The organism is Staphylococcus sp. HMSC034G07 (assembly GCF_001835975.1).
Lineage (GTDB): Bacteria > Bacillota > Bacilli > Staphylococcales > Staphylococcaceae > Staphylococcus > Staphylococcus ureilyticus.
In genome coordinates this window covers 14,364-29,080 of the sequence record NZ_KV826587.1, presented here as the reverse complement: position 1 = coordinate 29,080, position 14,717 = coordinate 14,364, and the positions used below count along the sequence as shown (strand labels likewise).

Annotated in this window: 9 protein-coding genes, 1 tRNA gene and 1 other RNA gene; all 11 read right to left on the bottom strand. The window is 36.3% G+C overall.

Annotation, left to right across the window (positions count from 1 at the left end; all coding sequences use genetic code 11):
• Positions 1–382 precede the first annotated feature (382 nt).
• Entirely contained in the window at positions 383–979 is a 597-nt protein-coding gene (recR, locus tag HMPREF2586_RS01080; protein WP_046206986.1) for a recombination mediator RecR, read from the bottom strand.
• 4 nt (positions 980–983) lie between these two features.
• Positions 984–1,301, bottom strand: coding sequence for a YbaB/EbfC family nucleoid-associated protein (locus HMPREF2586_RS01075; RefSeq protein WP_026034724.1), 318 nt, complete (start codon positions 1,299–1,301; stop codon positions 984–986).
• Positions 1,302–1,390: 89 nt separating this feature from the next.
• Entirely contained in the window at positions 1,391–3,100 is a 1,710-nt protein-coding gene (gene dnaX, locus HMPREF2586_RS01070; protein ID WP_070657478.1) for a DNA polymerase III subunit gamma/tau, read from the bottom strand.
• A gap of 59 nt (positions 3,101–3,159) precedes the next feature.
• Complete coding sequence (locus HMPREF2586_RS01065; protein WP_046206988.1) at positions 3,160–3,690, bottom strand: GNAT family N-acetyltransferase; 531 nt, start codon at positions 3,688–3,690, stop codon at positions 3,160–3,162.
• A gap of 181 nt (positions 3,691–3,871) precedes the next feature.
• Positions 3,872–4,141, bottom strand: an RNA gene (ffs, locus tag HMPREF2586_RS01060) — signal recognition particle sRNA large type.
• Between the two features lie 71 nt (positions 4,142–4,212).
• Complete coding sequence (treR, locus tag HMPREF2586_RS01055; protein ID WP_064209971.1) at positions 4,213–4,938, bottom strand: trehalose operon repressor; 726 nt, start codon at positions 4,936–4,938, stop codon at positions 4,213–4,215.
• A 30-nt stretch (positions 4,939–4,968) separates the two neighbouring features.
• Positions 4,969–6,603 (bottom strand): alpha,alpha-phosphotrehalase, encoded by a 1,635-nt coding sequence (gene treC / locus HMPREF2586_RS01050; RefSeq protein ID WP_070657476.1) that lies wholly within the window; start codon positions 6,601–6,603, stop codon positions 4,969–4,971.
• 88 nt (positions 6,604–6,691) lie between these two features.
• Positions 6,692–8,119: a PTS system trehalose-specific EIIBC component gene (treP, locus tag HMPREF2586_RS01045; RefSeq protein WP_070657474.1), complete on the bottom strand. Its 1,428-nt coding sequence runs from the start codon at positions 8,117–8,119 to the stop codon at positions 6,692–6,694.
• 328 nt (positions 8,120–8,447) lie between these two features.
• Positions 8,448–8,540: transfer RNA gene (locus HMPREF2586_RS01040), tRNA-Ser, on the bottom strand.
• A 60-nt stretch (positions 8,541–8,600) separates the two neighbouring features.
• Entirely contained in the window at positions 8,601–10,064 is a 1,464-nt protein-coding gene (locus tag HMPREF2586_RS01035; RefSeq protein ID WP_064209968.1) for a glutamate synthase subunit beta, read from the bottom strand.
• A gap of 18 nt (positions 10,065–10,082) precedes the next feature.
• A complete protein-coding gene (gene gltB / locus HMPREF2586_RS01030; RefSeq protein ID WP_070812591.1) occupies positions 10,083–14,582 on the bottom strand; it encodes a glutamate synthase large subunit in 4,500 nt (1,499 codons plus the stop codon).
• Positions 14,583–14,717 lie beyond the last annotated feature (135 nt).

Sequence of the window (14,717 nt, the reverse complement as noted above, 5' to 3'; positions counted from 1 at the left end):
AATTAATTCTACAGGTTTTGACTTTGAAAGTCAAGAACTTTTTAAAATTAATTTTAAAGCTTGTTTTGAAATATTGTTTTGTGTGTCGTTTTGTTTCGTCCGACAAGTAAATACTATACACGCTTAAAACGCTTTGAACAACAGTAAAATTTACACTTTTATATAAAGCCAAAAGCATAACTTCTTCAATTCACATACTTTAAAATATCGAAAAATACATAAAGTTCGTTTTTATTACTTCGTCATGAGGTTTGTTATCGAAAAACAGCTGATAAACCTCTATAAAACAAACTTTACTATTTATTAAAATTCTTTTCGAAAAATTAAAGCTACCTTAAAAAAGGTAGCTTCGGTTTCATTTGAATTTACAATTGAGCATTTACTACATCTCTGTTCTGCCCATAATCGCTTTTGATAGGGTTACTTCATCCGCGTATTCTAAATCTCCGCCGACAGAAAGTCCTTGCGCTAATCGAGTTACTGTTAGACCAATTGGTTTGACCAGTCTTGATATATACATTGCTGTTGACTCACCTTCCAAATTGGGGTTCATCGCTAAGATTAACTCTTTTACTTCGTCATTTTTCAAACGATTAATCAGACTTGGAATATTAATATCTTCCGGTCCTATGCCATCCATCGGAGAAATAGAACCATGTAACACATGGTACAAGCCTTTATATTCACGCATTTTTTCCATAGCGATTACATCTTTATCGTCCTCAACTACACAAATAATTGAGCGATCTCTCTGTTTATCCTGGCAAATATAACATGGATCTTGCTCAGTAATATGCCCGCATTCACTACAATAGGTAAGTTCTCGTTTAACATCGACTAAAGCTTTAGCAAATTGAACGACATCGTCTTCTTTCATATCTAATACATGAAACGCCAGACGTTGGGCTGTTTTAGGCCCAATGCCTGGCAGTTTCATGAAACTGTCGATAAGTTTGGATATTGGTTCTGGATAGTGCATACAATCACATTCCAGGAATATTTAAGCCTTGTGTATGCTTACCTAAGCGTTCTTGAGTAAGTTCATCAGCTTTATTCATCGCTTCATTAGTAGCAGCAATAACTAAATCTTGTAACATTTCAATGTCATCTGGATCAACTGCTTCTTCTTTAATTTCTACATCGAGAACTTCTTTGTGACCTGATACTGTGACAGTCACCATGCCACCGCCAGCCGTACCTTGTACTTTTTCTTCTTTTAATTTTTCTTGCTCTTCATTCATTTTCTTTTGCATTTTCTGCATTTGTTTCATCATTTGTTGCATATTTCCGCCACCGCGCATATATTTATCCTCCTTAAAAACTTCAATCTCAACTGATTGTATTTCATCTTTTGTCTCATTATACATGCCTTTTAATTCATTGTCATGTATCACTCTTCATCTATGACATTTACTGTATTTTCTCCAAATAAGTCCTTCGCCTTTTGAACGACATCAACATCTTCAGGTGACGTTGTTGTCGCTGTTCTGTTTTCCTCGGCACTTGTACCTTGTTTACGATTTTGAAGATATTCTGTCCTTACCCTCATCCACTGGTCTGCTGGGACACCGACTACTTTCACTGTTTTATCTATAATGTTACATACTACGTTCTCAATATTCTCTCTTTTTTCATCATCTTTATTTACAATCTCACAATGTATTTCTTCTTCGAATTTAATCAGTACATGGGTTTCACTTGCTGCCACTGGTTCTGAATTTTGAAGAAGACTTACTAATGACTTCATATCATTACTCTTAGCGTGATCTATAACTTCTTGCCAGTGGTCTTTAAGTTGCTTAATATCTTCTTTGTTAGCTTTGTCTAACACTTTGGCTATTTGTTGCATTGAAAATGCATTTTTCGATTGTGGACCTTTACTAGCTGTTTTTTTAGCTTGTGGTTTGGCACTGTTAGCTACGACGCCCTGTGATTTTAAAGTTTTTAATTCATTTTCTAATTGTTCCATTCGCTGTAACAATACTTCATTATTAGGCTCACTGGCTACACTCGTTGTAGCAACAGTTTGCACATTTCTAGGTTCTCCTTTAATCATTTCTGCTATTTTAACTAATAATACTTCAAAATGAACGCTTTGATTGACACTAAATCTGATTGAAACAAGCGTATCATTAATCACGTCAATCATTTTATATAAAGTATCCAAGTCAAAATGCATCAATGCATCATATTCAGAATCCATATTAGATGTCTTATTCATAATGGTATCTCTTACAAAATAAATCATATCGTTAATCAAGCGATTTACTTCTTTACCTTGTGCAATAAATTGATGGTAAGTTGAAAATGCAGTTTTTACATCTCCTTCAACTACCTCTTTCAATAAATCATTCAACGCTTGAGCATCTACACTACCAGTTACATTCAACGCGTCTTGTAATGTGAGGTGTTCATCGCCAAAAGCGATTGCTTGGTCCATAATGCTTAGCGCGTCTCGCATACCGCCTTCAGAAGCTTTAGCGATAAAATCTAAGGCTGCATGATCATATTCTATCTCTTGATTGTCTGCTACGAATTGCAAACGTTCTACAATTTCATCATGGCTAATTGCTTTAAAATCAAATCTTTGCGCTCTTGAAATAATTGTCGGAGGTATTTTATGTGGTTCAGTAGTCGCCAAAATAAAGATTGCATGGGCTGGTGGTTCTTCTAAAGTTTTCAATAACGCATTGAAAGCGCCTGTTGTTAACATATGAACTTCATCTATAATGTATACTTTGAATTTTGATTCACTTGGTGCGTATTTAACTTTATCTCTGATATTTCTAATTTCATCCACACCATTATTACTAGCAGCATCTATTTCAATCACATCTGAATTCGTTCCGCGCGTAATACCTGTACAAATAGCGCATTCATTACAAGGTTCTCCATCAGAACGTTCTAGACAGTTGATAGCTTTCGCGAATACTTTTGCGATACTTGTTTTACCTGTTCCTCTAGGTCCGCTAAAAATATACGCATGTGATTGTTTTCCTTTTGAAATTGCGTTGCGCAATGTTTTAGTTACATGTTCTTGGCCAACTACATCTTCAAAACTTTGGGGCCTGAACATTCTATATAAAGCTTGATAATTCACCTTTGCACCTCCAATAACATTCAACAACTATTATATCACTGTGCTTTATATTTTGAATATTAATTAAATGCCTCTGGATAAACTACATTACCATTTGGTTGCTCAACAAGTTGTTCCCACAAGAATTTAACCATAAAGTATTTCGATGGCACATCAAACGGACTATAAATTTGATAACGGCTCGCCTCTTCATAACCTAACATACCATAATATCCAGGATCTCCAAGTACAATGATTGTGGTATAATCTTGCGCTTTTGCACGTTCCTCCACTGCTTGGACAAGGGCTTTACCTATACCTTTACCTCTGTATTTCGGCAATACGGATAAAGGGGCTAACGCTAAGGCGGTAAAGCGTGTTTCATCGTTAATAATCTCTATTTCCGAAAGCATCACATGACCAACGACATCACCTTCATCTGTCTTAGCAACAACTTCCAATTCGTAATTATATTCTGTCGACGCTCTAATTTTCAAAACTAAATCTTGTTCATCATGGTTGGACTCTACGACGTTTTCAAAAGCGGTTTTTATTTCCTCTAAACTTGCGTCATAGTCATTTTCAGTTAATGTACTTAAATAAATTTGCATATGTCGTTCCTCCAAATTCACTAAATTCAATTTTCAGCAGTTACAATCAGAATGATATCGTTGCAGTTCGATCAATTAAATTAATGTATCGCTCTTATTTTAATATAAAAAAAGAGTGACTGCTATCAAAAGATAAGTCACTCATAATATATGGTTAATTGTATTTATTTAAAAATTAAAACCGTGCACCTTCGCTTCGAATACGTATCATAAACGTAACCAAAGTCGACAGCTAAATCTCGGCAACCCTACGGCACATATGATGATCCACTTAATGCTGCTTCCGTCAGGACCTGACATGGTTCATGGGTTCATATTGCATAGGACCGAAATCTTCAAACACTACGTGCTTTGGGCAGACTTCACAAAAACGTAGCCTCAGCGAAGGAATTAAGTCTCGCATAAAGCGGATTTCGAGTACAGGGAACCGCTACCTCCCCACCTAGCACGGCAAGATATATCATACTATAAGGTAATGACTGATTGCAAGTCATACAATTCATTATTTTATAACTTATTTCATTAAATTTTATGACGTCTCGAAAAATCGTTAAACTTAAATTCTGTAGCTAAATGTTTGGAAATATTATATTGAAATTTTGTCGTATCCTTTAAATGGACGATTCCTCGGACCGTAGCAGTATACGACGGCGTTACATCTCCAAATATTTCATATTCTAAATCACCAAATGATTCGAAGGTGATAGATTTATTAGAGTAACTAATTTCTAGTTTCAATGTTTGTTCTATATAATGGTACAACGAATCTTTAGCAATATGCATCGTTATATTAGGAACGATTTTTTCTACTAAATAATCTTCATCGATAATTTTCACACGATGATCAATCTTTCGCGTTCGAATAATATGCCACAATGTCTCACTCTGACGCAAGCCCAAAGCGCTTTTTACTTCTGGCGCTTCACTAGCAGGTATGCGTTCTAATAATCTAACTTCAGTCTCGTGACTCAGACCTAACCCTTGTTGAACTTCCCTGAAACTGGTTAAATTCGCAAATGGGAATTCTGTAATACCTTGATAGATGACAACTGAACCTTTACCTTTTATTTTCTGAATCATGCCATCTCTAACAAGTAGATTAAGCGCTTTGCGCACAGTTTCGCGAGAAGCATTATAGTCGAATACCAATTCATTTTCTGAGGGCAATTGAGCGCCATAGGGTAACTTTGATTCGATGATATCTGTGCGTAAATTTTCATAAATCGAAATAAATTTTTTCTGTTTCATGTGATTTCACTCACTGCCTTTTACTTTAAATTATTGTCTAACTACTATGGCACCAAATCCATCTATTAAGCCATTCTCAATCGACCCATTTTGTAACATGACTTGCCCATCAACGTTTAACGCTTTTGGTAGTTCAACTTTTGCTTTTGAAAAGTTAGCAATCACCAACCATGTTTCATCTTCATGATGACGTTTATAAATAAACAATTCATCGTGATCCATGTAAAGTGGCTCAATATTTCCATAAGTTATAATATCATATTCGTGACGTAGCTTTATTAATTTTCTATATGTTTGTAAAATAGATTGGTCGTCTTCTATAGCTGCTTCAACGTTAATTTCCTTATAATTATCAGGAATATCAATCCAAGGTGTACCGGAAGTAAAACCTGCATTTTCACCATTTGTCCACTGTACAGGTGTACGAGAATTATCACGAGATTTTTGTCCTAAAATCGTTAGAATCTCTGCTTCTGGATAACCTTCACCTTTTAACTTATGATATGCATTTAAAGATTCTATATCTCTATACTGGTCGATATCATTAAAATGAGGATCTGTCATGCCAATTTCTTCACCTTGATAAATATACGGCGTGCCTTGGAGCATGTGCAAGACGATGGCTAACATTTTAGCACTACTTTGACGTAAGGCTTCAGTCGAATCATCACCGAACCGCGTTACCACACGCGGTTGATCATGATTGCACCAAAAAATGGCATTCCATCCGCCACCGTTATAAATACCTATTTGCCATTCCATTAATATTTCTTTTAATTTATGGAAATCTAATTTAGCGTTTGTCCATTTTTCGCCATCAATATAGTCTACTTTTAAATGATGGAAATTAAACACACTACTTAGCTCTTGACGTGCAGGATCCGTATACTGGATACAATTTTCAATCGTTGTTGAAGACATCTCACCCACCGTCATCATATCTTTACTACCAAATGTCTGCTGATTCATTTCATGTAAATATTCATGCACACGTGGCCCATCAGTGTAAAATTCCTTCCCTACCTTTTCTGAATTTTTAAATTCACCTTTTGATATTAAGTTAATGACATCGAATCTAAAACCGTCTACGCCAAAGTCAATCCAATAATTAATTACTTTATAAAGTTCCCGACGTACTTCTGGATTATCCCAATTTAAATCTGCTTGTGTTACATCGAATAAATGTAGGTAATATTCATCCGTTTTGTCATCGTATTTCCAAGCATTACCACCAAACTTCGATTCCCAATTAGTTGGTGGTTGATTATCCGCTGACCGCTTAAAGAAATAGTAGTCTCTGTACGGGTTACTTTTATCTGAATATGCTTGTTTAAACCATTCATGTTCTGTAGAAGTATGGTTAATGACGATATCCATCATTATTTTTAAATCGCGTCGATGCGCTTCAGCAATCAACCTTTTTAAGTCTTCAATCGTGCCAAATTGTTCGTTCACTTTATAATAATCACTAATATCATAACCATTATCATTCATAGGTGATTCATAAATAGGCGTTAACCAAATATAATCCACACCCAGATATTGTAGATAATCTAACTTTTCAATTACGCCGTTTAAATCTCCCTCACCATTACCTGTCGTATCATTAAATGATTTGGGATAAATTTGATAAACTACCGATTTTCTCCAATCATTGACTACCATTTGATTACCACCTTATCTTTGTATTTTAAATTAAGAAACTCGCTAAACAAACTTAGCGAGTTTAGTTGTACTTATCTATTTGCATTAACTATTCTTCTACTATTTCTTTCGCTTCTTCTTTACTAAATTTCGAGAAGATCACAGTTAATATTGCTGGTACTACCATTGCCAGAACAGTACCTATGCCATAAATGAGCCAAAAATCTTTTTTAATAGAAATGATAGCTGGTACACCACCAACGCCAACATTACCTAAGACACCGATTGCACCTATGATAGCACCTATCACACCTGAAGTTAAAATCGCTGCAACAAAAGGATATTTCAACGGTAAGTTTACACCAAACAACGCTGGTTCAGTAACACCTAAGAAACCTGATACGCCAGAAGTCATTGCCAAGCCTTGTTCTTTTGCCATTTTACGTCTTTTATAGACGAACCATGCACCGAATGCAGCCGAACCTTGACAAATATTTGAAATCGCTAAGATAGGCCACAAATATGTTCCTTTAAGACTGCTTCCCATCAGTTGGAAATCAACCGCTAAGAACATATGGTGTAAACCTGTAATCACTAGAGGTGCGTAGAAGAATCCATAAATTGCGCCACCTAACCAGCCTATATGTTCAAACACAAATGTCACAGCGTTTGTAATCCCTGTTCCTAGCCATAAAGCAATTGGTCCTATAACGATAAAGGCTAAGAAACCAGTGATTAATAAGGCGACGGGACCAACAACTAACATCTTGATTGAATCATGCACATATTTACTTAAGAATTTTTCAATTTGCGCTAATACATAAGATGCTAATAAAATTGGTAAGACCTGACCTTGATAATTCAGTTGTTTAATTTCTAAACCAAAGATATGCCACGCCGGAATGTTACCTTTACCTATGTCATATTGTGAAGCGAGTTGCGGATTCATTAAAATCAGACCTAATACCAAACCGAGTATTTGACTCCCGCCAAACACACGCATACTACTCCAACCAATTAAAGCCGGTAAGAATATGAAGGCAGTATTCGCGATAACATTAATGATATCTGCAAAGTCTCCTAGCTGTGGATATTGTGCCACCAATGCCTGCTTCCCAAACAAGTCTTCCATCGTTAATACATTATAAATCCCTAATAATAAACCAGCAGTTACGATAGCTGGTAAAATCGGAATAAAGATATCTCCCAATAACTTAACCAATCTTTGTATAGGATTGCCTTTTTGAGCTGCCGCTGCTTTAGCATCATCTTTAGAGGCACTTTCTGCCCCAGTTTCTTCAATAAATTGTTTATAAACTTCATCAACAGTACCTGGTCCAATTACAATTTGATATTGATTGTCAGCTTTGAATTGTCCTTTAACCAAATCATTGTTACTCAGACTCTCTTTATCTACCTTATCATCATCTTTCAAAACAAGTCGCAAACGCGTCACACAGTGTGTTGCTGTGTCCAAGTTTTCTTTGCCCCCAATAGCCTTGACGATATCTTGAACATCTTTCTTTTTAACAGCCATGATGATTCCCTCCCTTAAACTTTAATATTATCCAGAGTATAACTTGTATAGACAAGTTTTGCAAAGGCTTTCACTTAACTCACAAAAAAGGTCTATACAGAAATTGATTTTTAATTTCCGTATAGACCTACTTCAAAAAATATATTGTTTTGCATTTGATGTAATCATTGCATTATGTTTAATAACCTGTGACACAAGCAATAGTAAGACGATATTCACTATTCGTCTATTTTTCTTCATCATTGACTTTAAAAACAAAAAAGACAAACACTTTATATTAAATAAACGTTTGCCTACTATATTTATTAGTCTTGGTATTTAATGATAATGGCGGAGGAAGAGGGATTCGAACCCCCGCGGGCCGTTAAGCCCCTGTCGGTTTTCAAGACCGATCCCTTCAGCCGGACTTGGGTATTCCTCCAAATGAACACAATAATTATAATATTATAGCCCATTAAAAAAGTCAATTATAATTAAAGTATTACACCAATGTTTTTTCATTTAGGAATTCATCCACTGCACGAGCGACTGCTCTTCCTTCTTGAATAGCCCAAACAACAAGACTTTGACCTCTTCTTGCATCACCTGCCGCGAAAATATTTGATTGATTCGTTTTAAAATCTTTATTATCTGCGACAATTTTATTTCTTTCAGTTTGTATATCAAAAGCATGTGGCACAGTAGTTTCTGTACCAATAAATCCAATGGATAACAGTACCAAATCAGCTGGCCAATGACGTTCTGTACCATCGACAACCACCATACCATCCTCTGTTTCTTCAAGTATTTGTGTATAAACGCCTGTTACATTACCAATACGATCCACTTCGTAACGCATCGTTTGCACACCATACGCTCGTGGTTCAAAACCAAAACGCGCTTCATATTCGTTATGCGCATAATCCATTTTAAACACAGGCATTGCCAACGGCCAATACGTATTTTCATCAAATTCAATGGCTTCTGGTTGCTTCGTGTATTTGTTAAATTGAACGATAGATTTACAATTTTCTCTCAATGCAGTTGCCACACAATCTGCACCTGTGTCACCTGCACCAATGACAATCACATTTTTTCCTTCTGCGGAAATGGACGGCGTTTCAATTTCACCATTTAAATATTCGCCTTGTTCTGTTAAGTAATCCATAGCAAAGTGAATACCCATACCCATTCGGCCTTCTAATGGTAAATCACGAGCATTTTGTGAGCCTGTACAAATAATAATGGCATCAAATTGTTCCTCTAAACTTTCTTTGCTGATGTCTACCCCTATTTCCGTATCAGTGATAAAGGTGATACCAGATTGTTCCATTAATTTAATTCTACGTCGCACGACCGCTTTATCTAGTTTCATATTGGGGATCCCGTACATTAACAACCCGCCTGCTTCACGCGCACGTTCATATACAGTTACCCAATAACCTAATTTATTCAATTCATCTGCAGCTGTTAAGCCAGCCGGACCGCTTCCTACTATCGCTACTGATGCTGCTTTGCGCTCACTTGGTATCGTAGGTTCGACCCAACCATTTTCAAAAGCTTCATCTATAACGGTACGTTCAATCCCTTTTATCGCAACAGATGCTCTATTTATCTTCATTACGCACGATTGTTCACATGGTGCCGGACATACGCGTCCAGTAAATTCTGGGAAGTTATTTGTCTCATTCAACCGTTCATATGCTGTCTTGAAGTCTTTTTGGTACACTAAGTCATTCCATTCAGGAATGTAATTCCCAATAGGACAACCAATTGTTTCTCTACCATGTGGCTCACCTGTCTGACAAAATGGTGTGCCACAATCCATGCATCTCGCACCTTGTTCTGATGCTTCTTCTTTGGTAAACCTCTGCTGAAAGGGTGCGTGTCCTTTCAAACGTTCTACTAAAGACAATTCAGGCAAGGGTTGTTTGTCATAACTCATAAATCCTTTAAATTCCCCCATACTCAGTCCCCCTTCAATTTAATACACAGCCGTTAATTGTTGTGCTGGTTCTAAATGTGTTCTCTTGTCATTAAAAGCATTCAATAACGCTTCATCTTGCTGGTTAGATTCGCGCTTTTGCAATTCAATTTTTTGCATCATTAATTTATAATCTTTTGGTATGACTTTTACTACTTGATCAACTACAGATTCAAAATGCTCTAATATATTTTTAGCTTTAGTACTATTTGTATAAAGTAAATGGTCTTCTAACATTTCTTTTACAACATTTTTTTCTGCTTCAACAGTGATTTCGTCGAAGTCTAAACTGTCTAATTGATGCGCTTCTTTAAATTTTTCAACATCAGATGGGAAGATATAAGCGACGCCCCCACTCATACCTTGACCAAAGTTCTTCCCGACATCTCCAAGCACAATGACACGTCCACCTGTCATATATTCAAGACCATGATCACCAATACCTTCAACAACAACTTGTACACCACTATTTCTAATACAGAATCGTTCACCAGCTTTACCATTAATAAAGGCTTTGCCATATGATGCACCATAGAAACAAACATTGCCAATTATAATTTCTGATTCTCGTTGTTGCGTCGGTGCCTTAACAATCACTTTACCGCCAGAAAGTCCTTTACCTACATAATCGTTAGCATCACCCGTGTGATGTATTGTTAATCCTTGAGGTATATAGGCACCTAAACTTTGACCAGCATGCCCTACCGTATTGACATAAATACGATCCTCAGGCAAACCGTCGGCACCGTGGATATCAGTAATCATACTGCCAGTAATGACACCCACGTCTCGTTGTTCATTTTTTACAACATAATTGCCAGTAAATGACTTATGTTGCTCAATTGCTGATTGAGCATCAGGTAATAGTTGCGTTAAATCGAAACCTTCATCAAGATGATGATTTTGCACTATATTTTTATATCTTTCACCGTCGTGCTGATATAATAATGCTTCTACATTCATAGAAGCAGCTTTAGGTCTTTGTTGAGATAAATTATCTTTTCGTTTTAATAAGTCTGTGCGACCCACCAATTCATCTACCGTGCGTAATCCAAGTTCGGCTAATATCTCCCTTAATTCCTCAGCAACAAAATGCATAAAATTAACCACGTGATCTGCTCTACCATTAAATAACGCGCGTAAATCTTGGTTTTGAGTAGCAATACCTACTGGACATGTATCTTTATGACATACACGCATCATGACACAGCCAAGTACGACTAAAGGTGCTGTTGCAAAACCAAATTCTTCAGCTCCCAACGCACACGCATATGCCACGTCTTTACCTGTAAGTAATTTGCCGTCTGTTTCTACAATCACTCTCGACCTTAAATTATTCATCATCAGAGTTTGATGTGTCTCTGCTAAGCCAATTTCCCAAGGGACACCTGCGTGTTGGATACTTGTTTTAGGAGAAGCACCCGTCCCACCATCATATCCACTAATCACAATTTTATCTGCATAAGCTTTAGCTACACCTGCTGCAATTGTTCCGACACCAGTTTTAGATACGAGCTTCACTGTGATATTTGCGTTTTTATTAGCATTTTTCAAATCATGAATTAATTGTGCTAAGTCTTCAATTGAATAAATATCATGATGAGGCGGCGGGGAAATCAAGCCAATACCCGGCGTAGACCCTCTGACTTCAGCAATCCACGGATAAACTTTAGAACCAGGCAACTGCCCGCCTTCCCCTGGTTTAGCTCCCTGAGCTACCTTGATTTGTATTTCTTTGGCATGTTGTAAGTAGTGACTCGTCACTCCAAATCTTCCGGAAGCAACTTGTTTGATTGTACTAGATCGATTTCGACCCTCATCATCCACCACAAATCGTTCTGGGTTTTCTCCGCCTTCACCACTATTACTTTTACCACCCATTTGATTCATTGCTTCAGCAAGTGTTTGATGTGCTTCTTCAGAAATAGAGCCATAACTCATCGCACCTGTATTAAAACGTTTAACGATTTCAGTCGTTGCTTCTACTTCATTGATATCAATCGGGTCTTGTTTTTTAAATTCCATTAAATGACGAATATGATCTGTACGTTGATGATTGACTTCATTTGAAAATGTTTTGAACTGTTTATAATCATTCAAACGACACGCATGTTGTAGTAAGTGAATTGTCGTCGGGTTAAATGCGTGATGTTGACCTTGTTTACGCCATTGAAACGTACTGCCAGATTCCAAGTACTCGCTCTCAGATGATTGTCTTGCTTTATTTTCTTTATCTATCAAGTTTATATCGATACCAGATAACTTGGTTTGTGTACCTGTAAAATACTGGTCAACCACATCTTGCGACAAACCTACCGCTTCAAAAATTTGTGCTCCTTGGTAACTTTGAACGGTAGAAATGCCCATTTTAGCCATTACTTTTATGACACCTTCTGACAAAGTATCTGTATATGTTTGGACATTTTCAGTAACCTCTCCGTTTAAGCGTCCTTTATCTACTAAATTTTCTATTGTACGTTGCGCTAGATATGGTACGACTGCATTCGCCCCATACCCTAATAAACACGCTACATGATGCACCTCTCTCGTTTCACCAGAAAGTGCGATGATGCTTGTGCGCATGCGTAAACCTTTTTTGATTAATAACTGATGCACATGACTGACCGCAAGTAATATTGGCATTGCATAACCTTGCTCTTCTACTAATACACGGTCATCTAAGACAATGATTTCATAGCCATCTTTTACTGATTGAATTGCTTGTTCCCCTAAATGGTCTAACGCCGATTCTAAATTTTCTTGATACAATGTAGATAAATGCTTAACTTTAAACCTACTGTCGTCAATCGTTTTTAATTGCGCCTCAGTTAGCACCGGTTTTTTCAATTGAATTCTGTTCAACACATCTTCATTAGGATTTAGTAAATTACCTTCTGAACCTAGATAAGACAATTCACTTGTCACTATTTTTTCTCTATATGCATCAATTGGCGGATTGGTAACTTGTGCAAAAAGTTGTTTAAAATAATTAAATAACGATTCATCTTTTTCATTTAAAACAGCAATTGGAACATCATACCCCATAGCACCAATTGGATCTTTCTTACTTTCAATTAATTCTGTCATATATTTGTCGATTTCTTCTTTCGTATAAACAAATTGCTTTTGTAACCTTGTTAAAGTTGTTTCATCCCAATCCGACGGGGTCACTTTTACATGATTTAAATCTAAGTCTATTTTAAATTGATTTAGCCAATTCTCATATGGTAATTCATCAGCGATACGTGCTTTTAATTCATTATTATCAACTACTTTTTGTTGTTGAAAATCAACTAATAATAATTTACCTGGATTGAGTTGGCCTTTAAAAGCAACTTGTTCTTCCGGTACATCTACAACACCCACTTCTGACGAAAAAACAATGTAATTATCTTTAGTGATTGTATAACGTCCTGGACGCAAGCCATTTCTATCTGTTAGCGCACCAATTTTCTCCCCATTACAAAAAGAAATCATTGTCGGGCCATCCCACGGTTCCATTAGGTAACTATAATATTCATAAAAAGCACGGACATTATTGTCATTCGCCGTATTATAAAGCCAAGGCTCCGGTATCATTAACATCGCTGCTCTTTCTGGTTCCATTGCTAAAGATAAAAATTCTAATGCGTTGTCTACAATAGCAGAGTCACTACCGTCTTCATCAATGATTTCCTCTACTTTATGTTTGTTTTCACCAAAAATACTTTCAATGAGATCATTTTGTCTTGCGCGCATCCAATTTACGTTACCTTTAATGGTATTAATCTCCCCATTATGCATTAATAATCGGTTGGGGTGTGCACGTTTCCAACTCGGAAAGGTATTTGTACTAAAACGGGAATGTACAAGTCCAAGTTTTGATATATAATGTTCATCATTTAAATCTTGAAAGAGTTTCTTAATTTGATCAGAACGCAACCACCCTTTATAGACGATTGTTTTATGAGACAAACTTGTAAAATATAAATCTATTTGTTGTTTTTTAGCATATAATTCAATTTGCTTACGTGCTAAAAACAATGCTTTTTCTATATGCGTTTGATTATTTAAGGCGATGAATACCTGTTGTATATATGGCATTGTTTGAGCTACATGTTCGGCAATGGCATTGACATCAACTGGTACGTCTCTATAACCAATAACATTCAATCCTTCGCTTTCAAAGTAACGATTAAACGTTGCTTCATGCTTTGAATTTTTTATCTTCTCATTTGAAAAAAACATGCCTACTGCATAATGACCTTCTTCCGGTAATTCAAAATCTGTTTGTTCAGAAAAATACCCAAAAGGAATCTCTGTCATGATACCGGCACCATCACCAGTTATACCATCTGCACCAATTCCTCCACGATGATCTAACCTACGTAGCATTTCCAATGACTTTTCAACGATATCGTGTGACCTTTCATTATTCATATTGGCATAGAATCCAATACCACATGCATCGTGCTCTTCACGACTATCATATAATCCCAATTGCTTACCATATTCGATCATAACCCTCACCTCTTTTTCGAAAATTCTGAATATTGAATAAGTATAGTAAACTATATAGTAATACATTAATCTATTCAATATATAAAATAGATGATATTATTCTAATAATTCGAATAATATTAATATGTTGGGAAT